This is a genomic window from Sphingobium sp. YR768, assembly GCF_900111125.1.
In the GTDB taxonomy this organism is placed as follows: domain Bacteria; phylum Pseudomonadota; class Alphaproteobacteria; order Sphingomonadales; family Sphingomonadaceae; genus Sphingobium.
Window position 1 is genome coordinate 1 of record NZ_FOGE01000036.1, and the last position, 21539, is coordinate 21539.

The following is a 21539-nucleotide window of genomic DNA, read 5'->3' on the forward strand; positions in this document are numbered from 1 at the left end:
TGCTCGTCCGTGAGCCAATACAGGTCGCTCATCTTCAATCTCCTCGCGGAGCCTGAATCAGATCGAGCCGGTTATATCAATGGGTCCTGACCCTAGCAACGCGCAGCTGTTGCCGGGCTCGGAGTTCGACCCCGCTCCATCAAATGGCTTCCCCGTCCTATATCTTTTCGGAGGCAACAAGAACCTGAAACCGGAACGCGCAACGACATGGAGCGTGTCAGTTGCCCTAACTCCCGAAGCTATGGAAGGATTCAAGGCCGAGGTCTCATATTTTAATACCCGCTATTATAACCGCGTCGGGTCTCCGATCGTGGAATTTACCAAACTTTTCGATTCCGTATACAATCAGTACACACGACTGGACCCAACATCCGCCGAAGTGCTGGATTCCATCAACGGCATAACCGGGGTCTTTCAGAATTTCACAGATGGAGCATTCGACCCATCGTCAGTGTCAGCGATCGTACAGGATTATCTGCAAAATATATCCGTCCAGAAGCTGGAAGGCATCGATTTCTCTGCAGCGTATACTCACGATTTCCAGCAATATGGCAGAGCAACAATCAATGGATCAGCCAGCTATTTGAAAAGTACACGCGAGGTGATACCGGGCCTCCCTCTCGTCGAGCAGGTAGGAATAATCTTCACGCCGCCACATTGGCGGGGCCGCATTACTGCAAACTGGCAGAAGGACAATGTCGACCTTTCTGCTACAGTTAATTATGTCGGCAAAACAGACGACAATCGGTTCGAGCCGACGGTGATCGTCGGTTCCTTTACGACGTTCGACACCGTCGCGACGATCCGCGGTAACTCCGCCAGTGGCATATTTACTAATGTCGAATGGCAGGTAGGGATACAAAATCTCTTCAATAGCAAGCCCCCTTCAATCAGGACCAACCGTGCAGCGCAGGTTCTCGTCGATTCGGTAAATCACTCCCTCTACGGTCGCACGGCCAGCATCACCTTGCGGAAGAGGTGGTGAATGAGCCGGGCACTGCATGCCGCCTGCGTGATTGCGGTCTTGGGACTATGCTTATTCTCAACTGCGGCACGAGCTGAGCAATCCTGCGCTTCTTTACTGCCGAATGAGGAGATAGGCAGGGGGCGTGAGCCAGTCACGCCAGAAGCGTTGGCGGGATTACGTGACATTGGACCAGCGCCACGCCCGGACCGGAATCGCTCCCTTTTTTCGCTGTCCCCTGACGGTCGCCGGATCGCGTTCCAGCTTCACCAAGGCAATCCTTCGGAAAACCGTTACTGTGTGGGCATTGTGGTGATGTCTGCGCTGCACCCGGCCCGGCCTGAACTCGTCGACATCAGCCATGAACTCATCCTTGATACTCCCCCTCGGTATAACTGGGCTTCTTTCCATATTGGGGCACCCTTGCCGACCGCACCGCGTTGGTCACCGGACGGGCGATCAATTTTCTACCTTAAGCGGATCGGCGGAAGTACGCAGATCTGGAAGGCCGATCTCGCGAGCGGGACGGTTGTGCAGGTCACTCACGCCAGTGTGGATGTCGATGATTTCCAGATCTCGCCCGGTGGTCACGAGATCAACTATGTCATTCGCCCTGGGGTAAAAACCAACAGCGCAGCGATCGACCGGGAAGGCCTAGCGGGATGGCGCTATGATGAGCGCGCATTTCCCGTGCGGGGCGCTCGCCCTCAAACACCCGGTTCGGACCGTGTTTACGTCGGGGTTGATCTTGAGACGGGCTTAGAGATGCCGGCCAGCGAGGCGGTGATCAACGACTTCATTCAATCCGATTCGAATGAAAACCGGATAGATTTAACGATCAGTCGGGCGGGCGACAGCGCCTTCGGCGAACGGATTGACGCCTCCGGCTTCCCCGAGGATTTTCGTATCGCTGTAGAAACGCGGGCAGGCCGCCGTCATCCATGCTTGCTTGAGGAATGCCGTATAGGCTGGTTGGCACCTTTATGGTGGGCGCCGGATGGACGGAAAGTGCGGTTCTTTCGGCGGGAAGGCTGGGCCAATAGCCTGACCGCCGTCTACGAGTGGCTTCCAGGGAGCCGACGGGTCCAGCGACTTCTGCTGACCAGCGACTATCTCGTCGAATGTCAGCCAATAGGCGATGACTTGGCCTGTCTGCGCGAGCGTTCAAGAGAACCAAGGCATTTCGTTAGATTTGACCTCGACCACAGGAGGGAAAAGCAGATTTTCGATCCGAACCCGGATTTCTCACACTTGGCCATGGGCCAAGTCGAGCGGATGAACTGGCGCAATAGCGAAGGCGTCCCATTTTATGGCGATCTGGTTTATCCCGTCGGATACACCGAGGGACTTCGCTATCCTTTAATCGTCGTACAATATCGAACCAAAGGCTTTCTTCGCGGAGGGATCGGCGACGAATATCCAATCCAGGTTTTTGCCAACCGGGGCTATTTTGTCCTAAGTGTCGATAACCTTACATATGAGGATATCGTTGGCAAACAAGCCAGTGTTGGCGCCTTGGTCTCGGCGTTCAATCACGATTTTGCAGGACGCAGGAACATCCTTTCAGCCATTGAAGTCGCAACTCGCTCTTTGATCAGCCGTGGCTTTATCGATTCAAGGAGGATCGGAATTACGGGGTTGAGTGATGGATGCACTACCGTGCAATTCGCAGCCATTCATTCCGTGCTATTCTCCGCCGGTTCCGTATCGGGCTGTGGGTGGGAGCCCACTCAAGATGCATTTCTGGGGCCCATGGTCGCACAGTCTTATCACGAAGGCGGGTGGCCACGATTGATCGACAAGAACCCTGATTTCTGGAACCAGATATCGCTGATTGATCAGGCGGAGCGCGTGAAGTTTCCCATCTTGTTTCAAGCCGCCGATAGCGAATATCTTGCAATGCTTGCGGGGTTTACGGCAATCAGACAGGCCGAAATCCCGAGCGACATGTACATCTACCCGAATGAGGATCACATTAAATCGCAGCCGGCGCATCGCCTCTCGGTGTATCGCCGAAATCTCGACTGGTTCGACTTCTGGCTGCAAGATACCCAACCGGCCACTGCGTATCCAAGTAAGGAATTGACCAGCTGGTTGGCAATGAAACGCATATGGCTATCACGGCTTCCGTCGTCGGAAAATTGACGGGGCGACATTTCTATAAATAGCCTGCTCTTATGCTGTCGACCAGCTTCTCACCCACGCCTCGGCATCAAGAAGCGCCATGATTCTGGGACAATCGGAGGGGGCAATGTGTCCACCGGACCGCAGAGCCGTTTCAATCGCGTTGCGGTCAAGCAGGCCATTCGCGGAAAGCTGCCCATCGACCAAGCGGTCCGCGATAGAGCGGCGATGGCCCTGTATGAATTGCGCGACGAAGCCGTCGGGACCGCCTTTCCCCTGCCGACGTAAAATTGCCCGAGGAAGCCTTTTCGAAAACGCCTTTCTTGCAATTGCGCGATCACATCCACCTTCAACCACCCACCAGCTTGGTACACTCAAGCAAAATTCCATCACAGGTTGAGACAGCAATGGGCTGATCATCGGAATCGAAAGATTTTTGTCTCGGTGCTCGATATGATGGAGGGCTCGTAATATCTGCGCGACGTGGCCCTTTTTGCCGGCTGGCATAGACTCGGGTGGAGAAAACCACGGATGTTCAATAGGATCCTCACGCACTGAGTTCAGGAAGTCTTGATGCAAATATGTTTCTGCTACTTGCCAAGGCAGGCCCGGTGCAAATTTTCGAGAAATGCGCAATGCTTCTGTGATAACCTCCCAAATGTTCGCACCAGTAATCTGACAAATGTCGCGGACGGTCTGCATCAGCGCAGTTGACAATCCTTGATCTTCATATCGATCAATAAGCGGACGAGCAGAATGAGTTGAGTAAAATACATTATCTCCTCCAGCGCCTACAAAGAAGCTATCTGCACCCGTACTGGCGGCCGCATCTCGCACTATCTTATTATATGCCTGCTCATGCGATTTCCCGGAAGGAATTGGAATATTTGCGGCGGTCGATTCGCTGATATTGATATCCGCTTCAAGATAGATCGCTTCGATGAGGTTCGCCTCGATCGCCGTGCAGACCTGCCTGGCATATACGCGCTCATCACCGGCTGGATCGTTGGTGACCGCAGTCACGCATGTAACTTCGATACCTGCTCGAGCCAAGCATTCCGCGACAATGGAGGAATCTAGACCGCCAGAGAGGCCAACCAGCGGATGGGAATAGCAGGAAGCCCATGTTTTTATCGTCGAGCTGACGAGTTGAAAAAGATCTGCGGCACATTGCTCGGAATTTGCGTGACGGTCGGTCGCGACATAATCCCACGGGCTCCAGAAAAGGGTTTGTTTGATTCCTTCCGTACCTATTGTCAGCATGCAACCGCCTTGAAGTTGGTTAATACCAGACAGCCCTGTCTCCTCAGAGGGGAGCTGAACATGGTACAAAGATTTTCCTACAGAGCGCCAATTTACTGATGGGCGAACCAATCCCGCGCCGATCAGAGTTGAAATATCCGATGCGCAGGCAATCATTTCGCCGCGCGTCGTATAATAGCAAGGCAGAGCGCCTGTAGGATCGCGCAGGATTTTTACTTCTCTTGATCGATCTATGATTGCGACATAGGCGCCCCAATAATCATCTCGAAGCGACCTAACGGGATCTCTAATAACTTCGATAGTCTCATTCTCTTCAAACTGAGCGACCTTCCCTGAAGTTTGGCGCCCAGAAAACAATGTCCCCACTATGGCTCCACCTCCTGTCGGCAGTGGAAGAATATTTTCGGGGCTTTCAGCAAATATAATGATGTGATCGCCGCGATAAACTTCGCTAAGCGCAGTGTTGGCAGCAACCTGCCGCAAAATCTGTTCACATTCTTCAATTTGACCGAAGGCGAGGATCAGGTACCGCGACATTGTCATGCTACCAATATCGGCGTGAACATTTGCGCGCGATCTGGACTTTCATTGACGACCACATCGCCGTCCTGAACCCAACAATGTGCTGCGAACGGCGCAGCCTGGATGCCAATCACAAGCAACGGAGATAGGCCGTATTTCCGGCAGGTGGCCACGAGTGCAAGGGATCGAGGCAAGCAACGATCGTGACTACCCAACAGCAAATCTGAAAATCGGAAAGCGTGCACCAACCGAACAAGATCGCGCTGCGCCCCTCTTACCGTCTTGCGGGAAGATGAACTCCGAATGTTTTTAATTCTATCTATCAGGCTCGAGAATGAATGATGGCGCACGCGCCATGTCCAAATCAAGCGGCTTGCGATCGCGCAGACCGCGAGTTGAAAGGAAGGAAATCGACCATCAAGGCCAATCTCGACCGCCGGTGGTGGAAGGGATGCAAATTTGATGTTGAAGCATTGCGGTGGATGCTCAGTTTCCACCAGTATCCCTTGCTGGGCAAGATGTTCGAGTATCTGCACATCGTCGCAGGATGGCTGAAAGCCATCAATCCAGCGCGAGAAAGCTCCAACGAAGTGGCTGGGTAGCGCGAAATAACGGCCAGTGCGCGCATCTAGAAATATGACGGCGCCAGCACTTTTGCAAAAGCAAAGATCGTCACAGAGCATGAATTGCATCTTTGTTTCCTGGATGAAGGGCACGCGTGCCCTAGTGGGCTCACGTGCCCTCGCGCATCAGTCGTCCGCGAGACCGGGTTGATTCTGCAGACCGCCGATTCCGTCATTGTATCTGCTGCCAGATCCCTTGGTCTCTTCGACCACAAGGCCGAGGTCGATCAGGTCGGTTTCCGGATGGTTGTCGCGTTCCATACTTACCTCCTTCTTGGATATGCTGCGAAGTTGCAGCTCCCGGAGGGTAAATCAGGAAATGCGTGATCAGCGATCTTATAAGGTCGCAAGTGCGCAACTAACCGGTACCGTCCCTTGCGAAAGCCATTTTCGGCGACGATGGCACCATGTAACCATCTGATTTCATTTACCATGGCTATAAAGAGATGGCTTCCCATATCCTGCCCACGCGACGAATTCGTCGCCGGTGATAGGCCCACAGAGCCTCAAAGCGGTCGGGACCTCGACCGGAAATGGTCGCGATCCCGACCGCCCGGAGCTCTTCTTCGAGGTTTCGCAACACCCGAGCTTCTCCTAGGCGGGCGATGTGGAGTCGTTCCGTCGCCGATCGAAGCGCCCTTCTATGTTCATGATCGTCGCCGGCCTGCGCGATCGCCAGAAACAAGTTCGTCGCCGCTGTCGCAAATGCGCGCCCATCCGCTTCCGTCTCGGCATAGGACTGCGCTTCGAAGGCAGCGGCCGGACGGCTTGCCTTGAGTATGAGGCGTATCAGGTGACCGTGCCACCGGTAGAGATCGCGCAAGGCGTCGGGTGACATCACCGGCAAGCGATAGCCGCCGCCAACAGCAATCTCGAGCATATGCTCACCGACCAGGCGCTGCGCGGCGTCCCGCAGGGGGGACACGGATACGCCATATTCAACGGCCAGCGCCCTCTCGTTGAGGATACCGCCCCAGGCAAACCGCCCAGCCATGATATCGGCCTTGAGGAGCAGATAGGCCCTTTCGGCCAGGACGGGCTCGGCAGACATGCCGGACAACGCCGTTCATCAAGCTGGCCGCGGAGCAGTGCCGCCCCGTGAAGCCAGGCGGGCCACCGCGACTGCGTGATGGCGACTCACGACGTCAAGAATGTCGCGTTCCAGTTCCCACAGGTCGTCCAGGAGAAGCAGTTCGTGAGGGACGGCCATCTTTTGCTCCACTGCAAGAAGGAAAATGAACAGGTGAGACGACGACCTGCGTAGCGCATGCGCGCAGCGGATATGGTCCTCGAGCGAGGCCGTCCCGGCCCCGCCTTCGAGTTCGCGAATCCAGCGTTCAGTACGGCCGACAGCTTTTCCCAGGCTGCGCTGAGAGATTCTGTCTCTGCGGCGCCACCGTTCGACGAGCTTTCCGGAAAGCTCCTTGATCGATGAGAATATGTCGCCACCGATCGCTTGGGGACTTTGAAGCGTCATCTGCAGGTCTCCCTGACAGCGGCTCAAAAGTCCAACTCACATCGCCTATTCGCGGCAATTTGTTGTAAATAAAACCTATCGTCAAGCCACAGATCATTGCATCTGCGAGACTAATTTCCGGTAACCGCTCGAAATTGTCCCGCCTACGCGACTATCTCGCAGAACGATGGGCAGGACGTCCGGTCTTGACTGGCATGTCGCGGAAACACTGAACGATTTTGATGTCTTCGGTCGCCTGCATGTGGACCAGGGCGGAGAGATAGAGTCTCCAGACCTGGGGCGAGGGATGGATGGCCTGCGACTGGCGCACTGCTTCGATAATGTCGTCGACGAGGCGTGAGAGGGCGTTGGACGTGCCGACATGTCGAACCTTACGTCCGCCAAGACGATCCAGCTTGGGGTCGAGCAATTCCGCGATGAGATCGTCCGCCGCACATCGATGGAGAAGATCGACGGCAATGAACAGTGTCGTTCCATAAGGCAGAAAATCCCCGGCGAGATGGCATAGCCGGCAATGGCACTGCAGGAACAGATGAATGCCCTCGTCGGACAGTTGAAGCTTGTACGCCCTGGACTGCTGACTCCCCATAGTCGTTCTCCCGACGCAGGCAGCGATTCTTTCGCGGTCGATATGCCTGCGAGTCTACCGATTCCGCGTGACGTGATCGAATCCGGGACAAGGAACAGAAGGTGAAACCGGAAATATACTTCCGGTTTGCGGAAGTGATTTTCCGATAACCGGAAATGAAGTGCCTTAAACCGGAACTGAGATTCCTCATCCCTTGTGCAGAGAAAGGATGTTCCGCCACTCAAGTCCGTGTCGAGACGGCAGCAAGGGCGAGAATTTCCGAACGATCGGCAGCCCGGTGTCCGTCTCATCCCCACTCAGGGAGACTAGCGGTCATGACCAGAACGCGTTCCAGTTCCGCGGCAATACTCGTCGCTCTCGTGACAGGCATTATGCCTCTCCATGGCGCGGCGGCGCAAGACGCGCCGCCCCAAGAGATCGCGCCTGCCTCACGCACGCAGGGAGCAGCATCGCTTCGCGACGCTGCTGCCGAAGCCCAGGTGAAGCTGCAACAGACCTTCACCAACCTGCGTTTCGAGGATTTCGGCCCCGCGCCGGTCGAAGGACAGATCTATCAGGCCATAGCGGGTGGCAAGATCATCTATTTTGCGCCGCAGAGCGAACATCTGCTCTTCGCCACTGTCTATGATCGCAACGGCATCAATCTGACCGCCCTGGCGCAGGAGCAGGGAGCGGCTCGGCGCATCGAGGCCATCGATCCCACCAAGGCGCTGGCCATCGGCCCGGCGGATGCACCGACCGTCATCGAGTTCACCGATCCGGACTGCCCCTATTGCCAGGCGCTCGATCGCTTCTGGAAGGCGAAGGCAGTCGAAGGCAAACCGGTCCGGCGCCTCATCTTCTTCGTGAGCGGCATCCACCCGACGGCGGCTGCCAAGGCAGAGCATATCCTGTGCTCACCCGATCGCGAGGCAGCGTTTCAGGCAGCCTATTCGGGCCACACCCCGCCGCTGCTGCGCCAATGCGCCGCAGGGCATGACAAGGTCGCGGATGATGCGGAACTGGTCGCGAAGGTCGGGGTGTCGGGCACGCCGACGCTGATCGCCGACGGCAAGCTCATCTCGGGTTTCCAACAGGCTGAGCTCGAGGCGTTCCTCGACCGGCATGCGAAGCCGGCGCTCACGAAGGCCGCGTCCGAAGCGCGACGCTGAACAGGTGTGCGCCCTCAGGAGGGCATCCGGCCTCGCCCAATCGCGGGCGGACGGATGAACCAGGATGCCGGCGGCGGCGGGCTCAGGGAGCCGTCCACCGACGCCCCGGCCGACAGCGAATCTTCGATGCCGGCAGGCTTGGGTTGGACGGTTCCATTTTCGGAGTAATGCCATGATGCGTACATTGAGCAACAAGGCCCTGGCGGTGGCCAATCTCGGTCTCCCTTTGGGCGTGATGGCCCTGGTGGGCGGCCCCGCCCATGCCTTCTCGGCGCCTGCCCAGGGCGACCTTGGCTACGATATCTACGATATCGTCGTGAACCAGGGCGTGAAGGGTCCGATGGGCTTCGTGGGCGGCGTCGCCGCCTTCCTGTTCGGCGTCTCACGCCTCTTCTCGAATATCATGATCGGCATCCCGACCATCGTCGCTGCGGTCTGCCTGATCAAGGCGGACTCCATTCTCCAGACCTTCGGGATGGTCGTCTGAGACGCCGCGTGCGGCTGCGTGCTGGCTGACCGGCCAGACGCAATCGCACAGGCAAAGTGCTGGGAGCCGAATGGTCGGTTCCCGGAAACCGGCACCTTCCCAGGTGTCATGAAGCAGGAGGAGAAGGGCAAGTGGACGAACGCCTTCCGCAATATCTGCATCGGCCGGTCCAGATCCTGTGGTTCGGATCGGACGAGTTTCTGCTCGCGACCTCAAGCGTTTTCGTGGCCGCGATCGTGGGCGGACTTGTCGGCTGGGCGCTCATCGCCGCCCTTCTCCTTTTCATTCCGTGGAAGCGGACCAAGCCCCGGGGCTATCTGGCTCATCTCGCATGGCGCTGGGGTCTTGTTTCCTTCCCCCATTATCCGGGTCCGACACAGACCCGCTTCTTCGAGTAGGCGCCATGGGGATCTTCACGCGCAAGCAAGGGGCCGAGGACATATTGCTGGGTAAACCGGCAAGCTTCGGCATCCATCGCTATCTGCAGGGCTCGGCGAACCTGTTCGAGGAGAACCGGCTGCTCAAGGTCGCCATCGCCGGAATGTTCGGTGTGACGGCCGTTCTGGGCGCGGTCATGTACACGACCAACCAGAACGCCCGAACCATCATCGTGCCCTTCGGCGCCACCGGCGACCTGCATGTCTCGGGGAACAAGCCGTCCGAGGCTTATATTGTCGCGATAACGCGCAACATCGTTGCGCTCTCGGGCACCTGGTCCGCCTATTCGGCTGATCGTCAGTTCCAGGAACTGCTCGGGCTTGCTCACCCGTCGGCTTATGGCGCGATGCGCGACAGCCTCAACACCATACTCGATGAACTGGCAAACAATCCGACGCTGTCGATCGCCACTTACATCCGCAATGATCAGCCGGTCCGATGGACCGCCCATGAAATCGTCGTGCCGGTCGAGAAGGTGCGCGTCATCGGCGGCGTCATCCGCAAATTCCGGGGCATTTTGCGCATCGGCTACGCCATCGAAAATGGCCGCTTCTGGCTGACCCGTCTTTCCGAGGAGCAGTTCGATGTCGAAACGCGCTGACGTGATTTCGAGACAGGCGTCCATCCCTGCATGTCCGAAAGCCGGGGTAACCGGAACCTTCCGCCACCCCCTTTCGTGCGCCGTGATATCGGGTCTCGCCTTGCTGCTGGCCATGCCGGCCTCTGCGCAGACCGTTCATGCCCTGCCAGACCAGACGAGCCGGATCCGCATGTCCAACCGCGACATCAACCATGTGGTGTGCGAGGGCGGCGAGATCGAAGACATCAAGTTCTCCGCCGAGAAAGGCCTTGCTGTCGAGAAGGGCGGTTCGGACGCCTGGATCAAGTTCCTGACCCGAGAGATCGATGATGCGGGCCAGGTCACGCGCAGCTATGTGACCCAGCCGTCCGAATTCTTCGTGAACTGCAACGGCGCGACCTATCCGCTCTATGCGGAACCGGCGGAGATTCCCGCACAGACAGTGGTGCTGATGCCGGGCGCCCGGCAAAGGGCCCAGGCCAATAATGAGCTGATGGCCGCGCTCGCCGATGAAGACCGTGCGGTCTCGATCACCATGGCGCTGCTGGACGATCGCATTCCCGCCTCGTTCAGCGAGGTCGCGCCCGCCGGCGGAACGCTTCTGATGCCGGCGATGCCCGGTGTTTCGATCACCGAAAGCCGCCGCGTGGTCATAGAGGGCGCGGCGCTTTCGGCTTCGGAGTACCGGGTTCAGGTCGCAGCAGCCGTAACGCTCGACGAACGGTCATTGATCGATCCGGCGCTCGGATCCCGCATCTTCGCCGTGACCCTGGACCGGGTGCGGCTCAACGCCGGGGAAAACGCCCGGCTGGTCGTGGTGCGCCGGGGGACCGGGCAATGAACGGCGCGCAGGACAATGGGCCTGTCGAGGCCCCCGAGCCGCTGTCGCCCTATCAGGCGCATCTTGCCGGACGGAGCACTCGCGAGGAGGACGAAGCTGAACCGCGACGCCCCGTGGCCCTGTTCGACTGGCAGGGGCTGTGGGCCAGACTGTCGGCGAAGCAGAAGCTGCGCGCGCGCCAGCTCGCCGTCGGCGTGGCGGTCGGCGCGCTGGGCATCGGCCTTTATATGGCCTCCGGCAGCAAGGAGGAGGCGAAGCCCGCCAATCCTGCATCCTCGCTCAACATGGGCGCGGGACTGCGCGGTGACAGCCTCGAGGTGAAGCTGCGCGGAGACCTGAAGAAGGTCCTCGATGGCCAGCAGCTTCTCGGCGACCGCGTCAGCGCGATCGAGGAAGGCAAGGTCGTTGCCAGATCGCGTGGCCCGGGAACACCGGGTAGCAAGTCATCTGGAGGCGTCGATGGCGATCTGCCGCCGGCATTGCCCGGTGACGCGCCTGCGCTGCCCTATCCGCCCGACGTCGGCGACATCGGCGCGGATGCGGACAAGCTCCCGGCACCGCCCTCAGCGCCGAGCGCCCCGCCCGCGCCTCCCGCACCGCCGGTCGAGAAGACGGTCGGCGCGATCGGGTCTGCGACCAGCCAGATCGTAGGCACAAGCGGGCCTCAGGGCACCGCCGATGCTCCAGCCTCGTCCAAAAAAAAGAATCGGACGATCTATTTACCGCCTGGTTTCATGAAAGCGCGGCTCCTGACGGGCATCGACGCGCTGGCGAGCCGGGACGCAACCAGTAACCCCGAGCCGATCATCGCACGGGTGCAGGCACCTGCGGTTCTGCCCAATGAGGTGAAGGCTAATCTTGCCGGGTGCTTTGTCATCGGCAACGCCACCGGCAGCCTCGCCAAGGAACGGGTCGAGATCCAGCTCGTGTCGCTGTCCTGCGTCGATTTCGACGAGCATTCCGTGGTCGATCAGCCGGTCAAGGGCTTCTTCGTCGACACCGATGGCAAGAAGGGATTGTCGGGCAAGGTAGTGACGCGGGCCGGCGCCACGCTGGCGCGCGCCTTCATCGCCGGGACCATCAGCGGCATTTCGCAATCGGTCGAAAGCACCTTCGGCAACACCTCGACATCTGCGCTCGGAACCGTGCGAACCCTCGATGCCGGAGACGCGGCAAAGACCGGCATTGCCGGCGGCCTCGCCAAATCCTCGGACAAGCTCACCGACTTCTATCTCGATCTCGCCCGTCAGGCCGGTCCCATCGTCGAGGTGGGCGCGGCCAAGGATGTGGTCGTGGTGATCCAGGAAGGTGCGACCCTCGAGATCAAACCCGGCGTGGGAGTGAAATTCTGATGCGCGCCACCACAGGAGGCACCATGCCACACCAGCTACACGCCCGTTTCGGGACTTTTCGCAGCGCGCTGCGCGCACTGCCGCTGTTCGCCTTGCCGCTCCTCGGGCTTTCAGGCTGCGCCACCGTGGGATCGGTGATGTCGCCCTACAGCGAGAAATTCTCCTGCAAGAACAGCGACCATGGCCAGTGCATTCATCCCGACCGGGCCTATGCCGACGCGGTTGCCGGCCGCACGTCCAAATCCGATCCTGCCGTCACCAATGACCGCAGGATGCTCGCAGAGCGTAAGACGGGCAAGGCGCCCACGCCGGGCAGCAAGATCGACATGTCGACCGCGGCAGGTGCTGTTGCCCCGCAGAGCGGACAAGGCAATGTCGGCGCGCTGATCGAGGGCCCCGGCTCACCCATGCTGCGTCCCTCGCGCACGATCCGCACATTGATCCTGCCCTATGCGGACAAGCAGCGGCCCGACCGGCTCTTCATGGCGCGCTATGTCTATTCGATCATCGACCGGCCGGCCTGGGTGGTCGGCGATTATCTGGTGGAACCCGGTGGTCGGACGCCAGCCCCGCCGGTGCTGCGGACGGTGCGCGAGCCGGCGGCGGGAAGCGTCGAGGTTCCAGCCTCGGAAGTGCCGCTTACTCTCGATCCGGAGAACCGGCCATGACCCCGCAGTCGGCTCGTGGCAGCCTCAGCTATCAGCGCCTGCGCGCCGCTGTTACGCGCGATGCCTATTCGGACTTCCTGCCGATGGTCGCCTGGGTCGAGGAGGAAGAAGCCTTCCTGTGCATCGACGACGGATGGGGCCAGGCCTGGGAGCTTGTCCCTTCGGCCTATATGTTCGCCCATGTCCAGCAAGCCCTGCTCGGTCTTCTCAACATCCATTTTCCCGAAGGCACGGTTCTCCAGCTCATCACCTTTGCCGATCCGCTGATCGACCCGGCGCTCGATGCCTATCTCGATCTCAAGGTGCGGCCCGATCCGCTGGTCCAGGCTTCTGCCCGGCGGACAGCCGAGTATCTGCGTTCGGGCACCAAAGGTCTCGATGCGCTGCACGCCATCCCGGTGCGCGATTTCCGGTTGTTTCTCTCGATCAAGACGCGGGTGAAGCTCGGCGCCGACCTGCGCCGCCAGGTCGAGGAGCAATTGGCGAAGATGGGCATCCGGCGCCTGATGCAGGATGAACTGGTGAGCTTCTACCGCCGGATCTTCAACGGTGTCTTCGCGCCCGCCCCTGGCGTGTTCCTGAGCGAAAGCGTGGGCGGCATGCCGGCGCCGTCGATCGCGCGGCAGATCATCGAGGCCGGACCGGACCTCTGTTTCGAGGGATCCGAGGTCTTTCTCGGTAACCAGGTGGCGCGCTGCCTCACGCCCAAGGCCCCCGCCCGGCGGATCACCGCGGAGCGGGCCAATCGCCTCCTGGGCGGGATGCGCGGGAGCGCCGAGGACAGCGATCAAATCGGCGGCCCGTTCCTCTATTGCCTCTCGGTCCTGTTCGATCATTCACAGTTCGAAATCCACAAGCGCGCCCAGATCCTGTCGGCCCAGAAGGCGGCGGGCAGTTTCGCGGTCGAGGTCGGCAAGCAGATCGAGGAGATTGGCTGGATTTTGGACGAAGCGTCGAACAGCCGGTTCGTCTCGGTGATCCCGACGATGTGGGTGTTCGGCCGTGACAGCGCCCAGGCGCGCGAAATGGCCGCGCGGGCCAAGCGTCTGTGGGAATCCGAACCCCTGCCCTTCATGGTGCAGGAGGAGAGCTACCTGCTGCCGGTATTGCTCGCCGCCAGCCTGCCCTTCGGTCTCTACCCCGAAAAGCGTACGTTGAAGCTGCTCGAACGCGACTTCCGCATGCCAGTGAAGGCCGCTTGCCTGATGGCGCCGGTGCAGACCGACTTTCGCGGCGGCGGCCGCCCTGCCCTTCTCTATGTCGGGCGCAAGGGCCAGCTCATCACGCTCGACCTCTTCGATCCGCGCATCAACAATTACAATTTCATCGTCTCGGCCGAGAGCGGCGCGGGCAAGAGCTTCCTGCTCAATAACCTCTGCCAGCAATATTATGCGCAAGGCGCGCTCATCCGCATCATCGATATCGGCGGCAGCTACCGCAAGCTCTGCACGCTCTGTTCAGGCCGTTATATTGACATCTGCGAGGAGCAGCTGGTCCTAAATCCTTTCGATATGGGGCTCGCGCTCGACGGTGAGGATAAGCAGTCGGCGATCGCCATGGCCGTCGCCATCGTCGCCGAGATGGCCAATGCCTCCACGCGCAAGCCGGTCAGCACGTCGGAATGGAACCTCCTCAAGTCCGCTGTACAATGGACGGTTGATAGCGGACGCGGCGAGGACGGCATCGATGCGGTCCGCGACTGGCTCGGCCGCTATCCCGACAATGCGATCTCCGAGCTCGACCGCGTCGATCATCTCGTGCCGGTCGCGCGCGAACTCGCGTTCAACTTGCGTGATTTCGGGTCCCAGGGCGCGTATGGGCATTTCTTCAACGGTCCCTCGACGTTCGACATATCCCGTGACGAATTCGTGGTGCTCGAACTCGAACGGTTGAAGGCGCTCCCCGACCTCTTCAACGTGATCGTGATGGTGGTTGTGAACGCCGTCACCCAGGAACTTTACCTCTCGGCGCGCGACAAGCCCCGCTTCGTCCTATGCGACGAAGCCGCGCAGTTCATGTCGCGCAGCGATGGGCAGGATCTCTCGCGTCTCGCCGAGGCGTTCGGCCAGGGTTATCGCCGCGCGCGCAAATATCAGGGCAGCTTCGGCATCGTCCTGCAGAGCATGAACGACCTGCTGCTCTTCGGCGGCACGGGCCAGGTGATCCTCGAAAACGCCGCGACCAAATTCCTGCTGCAGGGTTCCACCTACGACAAGGCGGTCGACAACAAGATCCTCGACTATTCGGGCTTTGTTCTCGATCTGCTGAAATCGGTCCGCAACGCCAAGCCCAATTATTCCGAGGTGTTCATCGACAGTCCTTTGGGGCTCGGCATTGCCCGCCTGGTGGTCGATCCCTTCAGCTACTGGATCAACACCTCGGCGCCCAATGAGGTCGCCGCCTTCGAGGCGCTGGTGCGGGCGGGCCGCAATCCGCTGGAAGCCGTCTGCGAACTGGCCGGTGTCGATCCGGTCGAGGTGCTGGGCGGTCGTGCCCATCAGGCCGGGAGGGCGGCATGATGCACAAGTCCAAACCTCATCCCGACCAGCTGGCGATCGACTGGGAAAATGACCCCGCCATCGAGGCGATCATCGAAGCCCGCGTCGCAAAGCGCGCTGAAGCAGCGGCGTTCCAGTGGCGGCTGCGCCTGGTGGCTATCGAGACCTGCATGATGGGCGGTCTCGTGATCACCGCAGGTCTCGCGCTGGAGCAGCCTGCGCTTCGGACGGTACGCACAGGGCTCATCGTGGCGGCTGCCTGCTTTGCGAGCGGCATGCTGCTGATTGGCCTGTCGGGCGCCTGCGGGATGCTCCTCTCGCGCTTGTCGCAGTGGAGGGCGCGATGAACCCGGACCATGATGAGGACTTCGAAACTGTGTTCGAAGCGGGCGCTGAGATCCACGCGCTCCTCGCCTATGCGCGCAGCCTCAACAATCAGGCGCTCGGTATCGCGGCGGTGGCACATGCGATCGTCACGGTGATCGAAGCGGAACGGCGGTTCGCGAGGGCTACCTACACCATCCTGGTGACCACCAGCATGGTGGTCGCGTCTCTCTTCGCTTTCATGGCCGCCTCGAGCCTGCGTGCGCCGCTGCAGGGCGCCATCGTCGTCGGCATCTGTGCCGGCATGGGCGCGGGTTCGACAGGCCTCATCCTCGTTCCCTGGGATGCGCTGGCCCGGCATGTTCGTGCTTTCGCAAGGCGCTGGAGGCGACCATGAACGGCATCTTCTCCTCGACGCCGGCACCAGGGCCGATCCGCCTGATCGTCGGGAGCCAGGGGCTGCTGCTGGTCCAGTCCTTTATCGCCTGGCAGTTGCCGGACGTGCCCGGACTGTTCCGCCTGCTCGTCGTGATTACCGCAATCATCGCCACCGCCGCGCTGATCAGCGCTGCGCTTGGCGAGGATCGCGAGATCCCTCGTCCTTATTGGAGGCGGCGCCATGGCCGCTAGATCACGGCGCGGAGTTTTCACTCGCTCTCCTGTCCTGTGTGTCCGCACTTCGATGGCGATCATGTCCGGAATGCTCATGGCGTCATCGCTCGATGCGGAGACGAGTACGATAGGCCGCACCTGGCCGATCGCCGAGCCCGACGCGCTAAGCGAGATCGAAGGCCGGGCGGCGCAGGTTCCCGACATGAAAGCCGCCTTCGGACCGCGTGAACGCTGGTCCGCGATGAAGGCGGCGACGCTTGGGATCGCGCGAGCCGACCGGAATCGCACGGTGGTTCCCTTCTATACGCTCGACCAGGATATACGGCTGCAGGACGGGAAGCTGCTTTACGCCAAAGGCTACAGCTTCAATCCGCTCGCCTACGTATCACTGCCCCAGAGGCTTTTTGTCGTGCATCCGCGCGACCTCGACTGGGCGCTGCGCACCGCAAGGCCTGCCGACTTCATCCTGCTCGCAGCCGGCAGCCCCGGTGATGCCGATGCGATCACGCTCGGCGAACGGCACAGCCGCGCGCTGTTCCTGCTGGAAGAGCGGGTCAAGACGCGGCTTGGCTTGACGGTGGCGCCGGTCATCGTCGCGCAGGCCGGGCAGAAACTGGTGCTGACCGAGGTTGACAGGAGCAAGACAGACCGGAGGGCCGCGCGATGAAAGGATTGTCCCTTCCCCGACTGCTGGCGCTGGGTTGCGGTTTTGCCGCGCTGGCGGTCGCTGCCCCGGCCCAAGCGTCCAAATGCGAGGCGGGCACGGTGTTCAACCCGATCACCAAGGTCCGCTGGAACTGCATCTTCCCGATCGCCATCGGCGGCGTGAAGGTCGGTCCGAGCGATCCGCTCGGCAAGGCGCTTGACGCGCAATCGGCTTCCAAGCCTTTGTGCGCGTGCCGCAAAGGCGTGACCTTCTGGTTTGGCGTCAAGGTCAGCTTCTGGTCACCCAACCGCATGGTCGACGTCGTGACCGAGCCCGGGTGCATGATGGCGCTGGGCGCAGACATCATGCCCACCGGCGGCAAGTTGCAGGGAAGCCAGAGCAGCCTCGCCGACGGCACCAACACCCGCAAGATGTTCGCGCAGATGCACTATTATATCGCGCCGGTCTGGAAGATGCTCGACATGTTCACCGACCTGCCCTGCATCGAGGACAACGGCTTCGATGTCGCGCTCATCACCGAGGTCCTGCCGACCTGGCAGTCGGCGACGCTGGGCGCGATCATCCAGCCCGAGGCAATCCTGTTCGGCAATCCGGCGGCGGGCCTCGCCTGCATGGCCGACAGCGCCGCGGCCGCCGCGGGCAAGGTCGTCGATCCGCTGTTCTGGTGCATGGGCAGCTGGGGGGCGACCTATCCGATCGCGGGCGACATCCATTTCGGGGACAGCGTCGAGGCCTGGGCCGGCCTTGCCGCCCGCGGCGTGTTCATGATGGGCCGGCTCGGCGCACTTACCGTCAGTTCGGCGGACGGCTGTTCCTTCATTCCCCAGCCCGTCTGGACCAAGAGCCGTTACAAGTTCCAGCTGATGGAACCGGTCAAGGGCGGCCAGTGCGTCAATGTCGGCCGTCCCGGCGCCCTGTGGACCAGTGCCAAGCATGCACCGGGCAAGGACAATGCCCAATTCATGCTGTTCGAAAAGACGATCTGCTGCGCCGGGGTCTCAACGCCATGACCGGCCCGTCTTTTCCTGACCACATGGGATCGCCCGGGAACAGCCGATGGCTTGCCCGTCATTCCATTGCGCCGGGTGTACCCCATGCGGTTAGACCGGCGTCGCATCCCCCCTGCGGCGTCGGTCGGGCGGTCGGCGTGGCCGTGAATACAGACGATGGACAGGCGGTGCGCCCCTCCTCGCCGTCTGTCGTCGTGGCCACGCTGACCGTTTTTGAAGGACAGGCAGTGTTTCGCGCGGAGCTCGCCGCGCGTGCTGGTGGGATTCTTCTGTTCCGGCTGCGACGTGGATCCCGACTGATCGTACCGAGCGAGATCCGGCCATGAGGCGCCCTGTCCTCGCCCTTGTTGCGGCGCTGTGCCTGCCCATCCCTTCCCATGCGCAGACGGCGGAAGACCGGGCTCGTGCCGCCGCGGCCGCCGCGCGCGAGAAAAGCGCGGACAGCGATGCCATTCTCGAGAATTACGTGACCCCGGGTCTTGCCGGGCAGACGATTACGACGGTCGATTCCTCGAAGACGTTCACGCCCAACCTGGCCTGCCAGAAAACCGCGACAATGCTGGAACTGCTCGCCCAGCCCAATGCGACCGGCGATATCGGCACGCTCAGCATCTCGCGCGACAGGGATCTCGACGGCAGCTTCGACGAAGCGCTGACCCTGCCCGTTCCTGCCTCGGGCATCTGCGCCAACGGGATCATCTCCTGTGCACCCGGCACCTGGGACGCCTGCCGCTTCTTCCGCTGGGATACCTCTGCCACCGGGTCGCTCAAGCTCAGCGAAGTCGAGCTGACCGATCTCGCCGGTTGTTACTGCGTCAACAACAGCTGCGGCAGCAATCTGGTCTGGGGCAACATGGCCTCCGTGCTCAAGGACCTCGGCGGCGGGGTCGTCGGCGCGCTCACCAGCGCCGATGCGCGGATCGGCATTGCGCAGGCATCCATCGAAGGGCCGGTGATCCGCTACACCGGCGCGCAGACGACCGCCTGCGCGGCGCAGCCCCAGATCGGGGCTACCGCGTATAAGGCCAATCCCAACGCCATTGCCGGCGACGCCTATGCCGCCTCCCAGGCGAGCAGCGTGTTCCAAGCGCTGTCGGCCTCCTCGACCGGCACCGGCACCTCCGAAGTGAGCCGAAGCTGCACGATCACCCGGCAGATCACCCAGGAGGAAATCACGGCGGACAAGATCATCGATCGAGTCTCGGGCGGCTTTGCGACCTATGCTTCGAGCGCCGGTACTGTCACGTTCGTCATGGGTTCGCCCGCGGACAACAGCCTCTCGGGCGGTTCCTGCTCGATCTTCGATTTTCACATGACCCTGCGGGTCAAGGAGGTCGACCGGCTCCAGCAGGTGCTGCTGACCCGCTTCGGTGCTGACGACTGGGCCCAGATCCGGGTCGATGGCGAACTGGTAGGATCGGGTCCGGAAAGCTGGACCGGGACAGGCTTGCCGCCCGGCAAATGCGAGAAGAAGGGCGCCTTCACCGTCTACCCCGGCCTCGATTTCACATCGCGGCTGACACAGGGCGACCACGACATCTGGCTGCGGGTCGCGGTCGCCGATGGCGGCGAAGCCTATGCGTCGATCGAGGCCAGCGTGGACTCCGGCTGCAAGACGACCGAGCAGCTCATTGACACCTGCGGCGCCTATGCCTCGAACGACGAATGCCGGCTACAGGACGAAGTGGTGGACGGGGTCACCACCTTTCGAAGCGGCGTCAACACCGGCCTTTCGCCCTTGCCGCAGACCCGGCTTTTCGGAACGGGCGCCTGTTCCTCCCAGATCACCCGCGACTTCTTCCTGCGCGAGCAAGGCTACCGGTGCATGGTGGACCTGGGACAGGCGACGAAGCCGGATCTTTCGCGTGGTGCCTATATCATCGATCATTCGACCGAGACGGTGCTCGCTGACCGGGTGAGAAGCGACGACGGGAGTTATAGCCTGACGACGCGCAATTTTGTCCTGCCCGACCGGGGCAGCGTCAATGCCTGCGAGCCGATCTGCAAGACCCGCAAGAAACACGTGAACACGGCCGCCGCGCCCGATGGCGTGACCGGCGCGAAGCAGACCGATCCCGTTGGCTGGGACTATGTCTATCACGCGTGCCAGGACAGCAATGTGTGCCCGGCCGGTGAAGGCGAGGAGCTCGTCCAGGGCTGCGGCTGTCTCGACGATTTCCCTGAGGCGGCGGTGATGATGCAGACCGTGCGCCTGGGCGGCGCGGACCTGGTCTGCACGAGTAGCGTGCGATGAGCGCACGACTGTCTCTGTTCGCCGGAGCCCTCATGCTGATGGCGGGCATATCATTGTGCCCGTCGAACGCGGCGGCCCAGCAGCTTTGCGCGGTCGACCTCAACGGCAATGGCGATGCAGCCGATGATGGCGAGACGGCGAGCTGCCATCTGACAGCATCGGGTGGCTGGATGTGCCCGATCGGCCAGACGATGTGCGAGGCCGACGTCTCGGGCGCCCTGCACTGCCCGCTTGGCGATCAATATAGCTGCGAGGTGCCGGCCAGTGGCGGAGCGCCGGCCTGCTCGGCCAATGCTTGCATCGACACCAGCGCCAACCCGATCGTCGATGACCCGGCGGTCGATGATCCGGGTGTCGAGGCCGATGGCGCCGTCGATGCCGAGGGCAATTGTCTTGGCACGATCGAGATATTTTCCGGCCGCGCCGCGCGTTGCCGTCCTGCCGGGCTCAAGACGACCTTCTCCAATTGCTGCAAGGACAAGGGCAAGATCGTCAAGGACGGCATGGGCGGTTCGATCTCGTCCATCTCGACCAAGATTGCGGTCGCCAAGGGCGTCTTCACCGGCATGAAAGCCGCCTACACAGCCTTCAAGGCGGGCGCGACCGCGAGCCAGGCCGCGAGCGCCGGCGCCAATGCGATCATCGTCGGCATCGATCCCACCTCGATCGCAATCAGCCTCGCGGTCAATTTCATGATCGAGGTGCTGCTTCAGGGCTGCGACAGCCAAGACATGGAAGTGGGCATGCTGCGCGGCTCGGGCATGTGCCATGAGGTCGGCAGCTATTGCTCCTCGAAGATCCTTGGCATCTGCGTCCAGAAGGCCCGCGGCCATTGCTGCTTCAACACCAAGCTTGGCCGGATCATCCAGGAACAGGGGCGGCCGCAGCTGAAGGCCTTCAGCGCCATCGGTTGGGGGACCGCCAAAGAGCCCTATTGCCGGGGCTTCACGCCCGAGGAATTCCAGGCGCTCGATTTCTCGCGGATGGACCTCTCCGAATATTATGCGGACGTCGAAGCCCGTGCCCAATCCGAAATTCAGATCGACATGAAGGACAAGATCGATGCCTATATGCAGACGATCAGCAACTAGGCGC

23 protein-coding genes are annotated in these 21539 nt (G+C 61.0%); 17 read left to right on the plus strand and 6 right to left on the minus strand.

The features are described 5' to 3' along the window. Positions 1–79: 79 nt before the first annotated feature. Entirely contained in the window at positions 80–985 is a 906-nt protein-coding gene (locus BMX92_RS23290; protein WP_093021022.1) for a TonB-dependent receptor domain-containing protein, read from the plus strand. Beyond that, positions 986–3109, plus strand: coding sequence for an Atxe2 family lasso peptide isopeptidase (locus BMX92_RS23295; RefSeq protein WP_093021024.1), 2124 nt, complete (start codon positions 986–988; stop codon positions 3107–3109). 30 nt (positions 3110–3139) lie between these two features. Here the strand turns inward: BMX92_RS23295 and BMX92_RS23300 are convergent, their stop codons facing one another. The 6 genes from BMX92_RS23300 to BMX92_RS23320 all read right to left on the minus strand — a co-directional run bounded on the left by BMX92_RS23300 (position 3140) and on the right by BMX92_RS23320 (position 7562). Beyond that, a complete protein-coding gene (locus BMX92_RS23300) occupies positions 3140–4894 on the minus strand; it encodes an asparagine synthase-related protein (RefSeq protein WP_093021026.1) in 1755 nt (584 codons plus the stop codon). After that, positions 4891–5565, minus strand: coding sequence for a lasso peptide biosynthesis B2 protein (locus tag BMX92_RS23305; RefSeq protein WP_093021028.1), 675 nt, complete (start codon positions 5563–5565; stop codon positions 4891–4893). The genes BMX92_RS23300 and BMX92_RS23305 overlap by 4 nt, the downstream gene beginning before the upstream one ends. 57 nt (positions 5566–5622) lie before the next feature. Next, positions 5623–5757: a benenodin family lasso peptide gene (locus tag BMX92_RS27075; protein ID WP_143066860.1), complete on the minus strand. Its 135-nt coding sequence runs from the start codon at positions 5755–5757 to the stop codon at positions 5623–5625. Positions 5758–5932: 175 nt separating this feature from the next. Beyond that, on the minus strand, positions 5933–6547 hold the full coding sequence (locus BMX92_RS23310; RefSeq protein WP_093021030.1) for a GntR family transcriptional regulator: 615 nt from the start codon (positions 6545–6547) through the stop codon (positions 5933–5935). Positions 6548–6565: 18 nt separating this feature from the next. Continuing rightward, positions 6566–6973: a helix-turn-helix domain-containing protein gene (locus BMX92_RS23315; protein WP_093021032.1), complete on the minus strand. Its 408-nt coding sequence runs from the start codon at positions 6971–6973 to the stop codon at positions 6566–6568. A 151-nt stretch (positions 6974–7124) separates the two neighbouring features. Beyond that, positions 7125–7562, minus strand: coding sequence for a hypothetical protein (locus tag BMX92_RS23320; protein ID WP_093021034.1), 438 nt, complete (start codon positions 7560–7562; stop codon positions 7125–7127). 314 nt (positions 7563–7876) lie between these two features. On the opposite strand from BMX92_RS23320, the gene BMX92_RS23325 reads away from it, so the two are divergent. The 15 genes from BMX92_RS23325 to traN all read left to right on the plus strand — a co-directional run bounded on the left by BMX92_RS23325 (position 7877) and on the right by traN (position 21535). Then, positions 7877–8713 carry a DsbC family protein gene (locus BMX92_RS23325; protein ID WP_256213575.1) on the plus strand — a complete coding sequence of 279 codons (837 nt, stop codon included), beginning with the start codon at positions 7877–7879 and terminating at the stop codon, positions 8711–8713. Positions 8714–8885: 172 nt separating this feature from the next. After that, complete coding sequence (locus tag BMX92_RS23330) at positions 8886–9200, plus strand: hypothetical protein (RefSeq protein WP_093021038.1); 315 nt, start codon at positions 8886–8888, stop codon at positions 9198–9200. Positions 9201–9331: 131 nt separating this feature from the next. Next, a complete protein-coding gene (locus BMX92_RS23335) occupies positions 9332–9598 on the plus strand; it encodes a type IV conjugative transfer system protein TraL (RefSeq protein ID WP_014076300.1) in 267 nt (88 codons plus the stop codon). A 5-nt stretch (positions 9599–9603) separates the two neighbouring features. Next, a complete protein-coding gene (locus tag BMX92_RS23340) occupies positions 9604–10239 on the plus strand; it encodes a TraE/TraK family type IV conjugative transfer system protein (protein ID WP_093021040.1) in 636 nt (211 codons plus the stop codon). Between the two features lie 112 nt (positions 10240–10351). Further along, positions 10352–11059 carry a type-F conjugative transfer system secretin TraK gene (locus BMX92_RS23345; protein WP_256213580.1) on the plus strand — a complete coding sequence of 236 codons (708 nt, stop codon included), beginning with the start codon at positions 10352–10354 and terminating at the stop codon, positions 11057–11059. Then, on the plus strand, positions 11056–12411 hold the full coding sequence (locus BMX92_RS23350) for a TraB/VirB10 family protein (RefSeq protein ID WP_093021044.1): 1356 nt from the start codon (positions 11056–11058) through the stop codon (positions 12409–12411). Before BMX92_RS23345 ends, BMX92_RS23350 begins: the two co-directional genes overlap by 4 nt. Next, positions 12411–13079, plus strand: a complete 669-nt coding sequence (locus BMX92_RS23355) for a TraV family lipoprotein (RefSeq protein WP_256213576.1) — start codon at positions 12411–12413, stop codon at positions 13077–13079. The genes BMX92_RS23350 and BMX92_RS23355 overlap by 1 nt, the downstream gene beginning before the upstream one ends. Next, positions 13076–15598 carry a TraC family protein gene (locus tag BMX92_RS23360; protein WP_093021046.1) on the plus strand — a complete coding sequence of 841 codons (2523 nt, stop codon included), beginning with the start codon at positions 13076–13078 and terminating at the stop codon, positions 15596–15598. Before BMX92_RS23355 ends, BMX92_RS23360 begins: the two co-directional genes overlap by 4 nt. Further along, a complete protein-coding gene (locus BMX92_RS23365; protein ID WP_093021048.1) occupies positions 15595–15924 on the plus strand; it encodes a hypothetical protein in 330 nt (109 codons plus the stop codon). The genes BMX92_RS23360 and BMX92_RS23365 overlap by 4 nt, the downstream gene beginning before the upstream one ends. Further along, positions 15921–16298: a hypothetical protein gene (locus BMX92_RS23370; RefSeq protein WP_093021050.1), complete on the plus strand. Its 378-nt coding sequence runs from the start codon at positions 15921–15923 to the stop codon at positions 16296–16298. Before BMX92_RS23365 ends, BMX92_RS23370 begins: the two co-directional genes overlap by 4 nt. Continuing rightward, a complete protein-coding gene (locus BMX92_RS23375; RefSeq protein ID WP_093021052.1) occupies positions 16295–16531 on the plus strand; it encodes a hypothetical protein in 237 nt (78 codons plus the stop codon). The genes BMX92_RS23370 and BMX92_RS23375 overlap by 4 nt, the downstream gene beginning before the upstream one ends. Before the next feature lie 70 nt (positions 16532–16601). Continuing rightward, entirely contained in the window at positions 16602–17180 is a 579-nt protein-coding gene (locus BMX92_RS23380; RefSeq protein ID WP_371262522.1) for a conjugal transfer protein TraW, read from the plus strand. Then, complete coding sequence (locus BMX92_RS23385; RefSeq protein ID WP_093021057.1) at positions 17177–18190, plus strand: TraU family protein; 1014 nt, start codon at positions 17177–17179, stop codon at positions 18188–18190. The genes BMX92_RS23380 and BMX92_RS23385 overlap by 4 nt, the downstream gene beginning before the upstream one ends. Before the next feature lie 322 nt (positions 18191–18512). Then, positions 18513–20444, plus strand: a complete 1932-nt coding sequence (locus BMX92_RS23395) for a hypothetical protein (protein WP_093021061.1) — start codon at positions 18513–18515, stop codon at positions 20442–20444. After that, positions 20441–21535 carry a conjugal transfer protein TraN gene (traN, locus tag BMX92_RS23400; protein ID WP_093021063.1) on the plus strand — a complete coding sequence of 365 codons (1095 nt, stop codon included), beginning with the start codon at positions 20441–20443 and terminating at the stop codon, positions 21533–21535. The genes BMX92_RS23395 and traN overlap by 4 nt, the downstream gene beginning before the upstream one ends. Positions 21536–21539 lie beyond the last annotated feature (4 nt).

What these genes read in the sequence shown, in the direction of transcription:
- BMX92_RS23320 (WP_093021034.1), bottom strand. Translation starts at nt 7,562, where the DNA reads ATGGGGAGTCAGCAGTCCAGGGCGTACAAGCTTCAACTGTCCGACGAG.
- BMX92_RS23325 (WP_256213575.1), top strand. Translation starts at nt 7,877, where the DNA reads ATGACCAGAACGCGTTCCAGTTCCGCGGCAATACTCGTCGCTCTCGTG.
- BMX92_RS23330 (WP_093021038.1), top strand. Translation starts at nt 8,886, where the DNA reads ATGATGCGTACATTGAGCAACAAGGCCCTGGCGGTGGCCAATCTCGGT.
- BMX92_RS23365 (WP_093021048.1), top strand. Translation starts at nt 15,595, where the DNA reads ATGATGCACAAGTCCAAACCTCATCCCGACCAGCTGGCGATCGACTGG.
- BMX92_RS23385 (WP_093021057.1), top strand. Translation starts at nt 17,177, where the DNA reads ATGAAAGGATTGTCCCTTCCCCGACTGCTGGCGCTGGGTTGCGGTTTT.
- BMX92_RS23315 (WP_093021032.1), bottom strand. Translation starts at nt 6,973, where the DNA reads ATGACGCTTCAAAGTCCCCAAGCGATCGGTGGCGACATATTCTCATCG.
- traN (WP_093021063.1), top strand. Translation starts at nt 20,441, where the DNA reads ATGAGCGCACGACTGTCTCTGTTCGCCGGAGCCCTCATGCTGATGGCG.
- BMX92_RS23355 (WP_256213576.1), top strand. Translation starts at nt 12,411, where the DNA reads ATGCGCGCCACCACAGGAGGCACCATGCCACACCAGCTACACGCCCGT.
- BMX92_RS23340 (WP_093021040.1), top strand. Translation starts at nt 9,604, where the DNA reads ATGGGGATCTTCACGCGCAAGCAAGGGGCCGAGGACATATTGCTGGGT.
- BMX92_RS23295 (WP_093021024.1), top strand. Translation starts at nt 986, where the DNA reads ATGAGCCGGGCACTGCATGCCGCCTGCGTGATTGCGGTCTTGGGACTA.
- BMX92_RS23370 (WP_093021050.1), top strand. Translation starts at nt 15,921, where the DNA reads ATGAACCCGGACCATGATGAGGACTTCGAAACTGTGTTCGAAGCGGGC.
- BMX92_RS23360 (WP_093021046.1), top strand. Translation starts at nt 13,076, where the DNA reads ATGACCCCGCAGTCGGCTCGTGGCAGCCTCAGCTATCAGCGCCTGCGC.
- BMX92_RS23300 (WP_093021026.1), bottom strand. Translation starts at nt 4,894, where the DNA reads ATGACAATGTCGCGGTACCTGATCCTCGCCTTCGGTCAAATTGAAGAA.
- BMX92_RS23350 (WP_093021044.1), top strand. Translation starts at nt 11,056, where the DNA reads ATGAACGGCGCGCAGGACAATGGGCCTGTCGAGGCCCCCGAGCCGCTG.
- BMX92_RS23305 (WP_093021028.1), bottom strand. Translation starts at nt 5,565, where the DNA reads ATGCAATTCATGCTCTGTGACGATCTTTGCTTTTGCAAAAGTGCTGGC.
- BMX92_RS23375 (WP_093021052.1), top strand. Translation starts at nt 16,295, where the DNA reads ATGAACGGCATCTTCTCCTCGACGCCGGCACCAGGGCCGATCCGCCTG.
- BMX92_RS23380 (WP_371262522.1), top strand. Translation starts at nt 16,602, where the DNA reads ATGCTCATGGCGTCATCGCTCGATGCGGAGACGAGTACGATAGGCCGC.
- BMX92_RS27075 (WP_143066860.1), bottom strand. Translation starts at nt 5,757, where the DNA reads ATGGAACGCGACAACCATCCGGAAACCGACCTGATCGACCTCGGCCTT.
- BMX92_RS23395 (WP_093021061.1), top strand. Translation starts at nt 18,513, where the DNA reads ATGAGGCGCCCTGTCCTCGCCCTTGTTGCGGCGCTGTGCCTGCCCATC.
- BMX92_RS23290 (WP_093021022.1), top strand. Translation starts at nt 80, where the DNA reads ATGGGTCCTGACCCTAGCAACGCGCAGCTGTTGCCGGGCTCGGAGTTC.
- BMX92_RS23310 (WP_093021030.1), bottom strand. Translation starts at nt 6,547, where the DNA reads ATGTCTGCCGAGCCCGTCCTGGCCGAAAGGGCCTATCTGCTCCTCAAG.
- BMX92_RS23345 (WP_256213580.1), top strand. Translation starts at nt 10,352, where the DNA reads ATGCCGGCCTCTGCGCAGACCGTTCATGCCCTGCCAGACCAGACGAGC.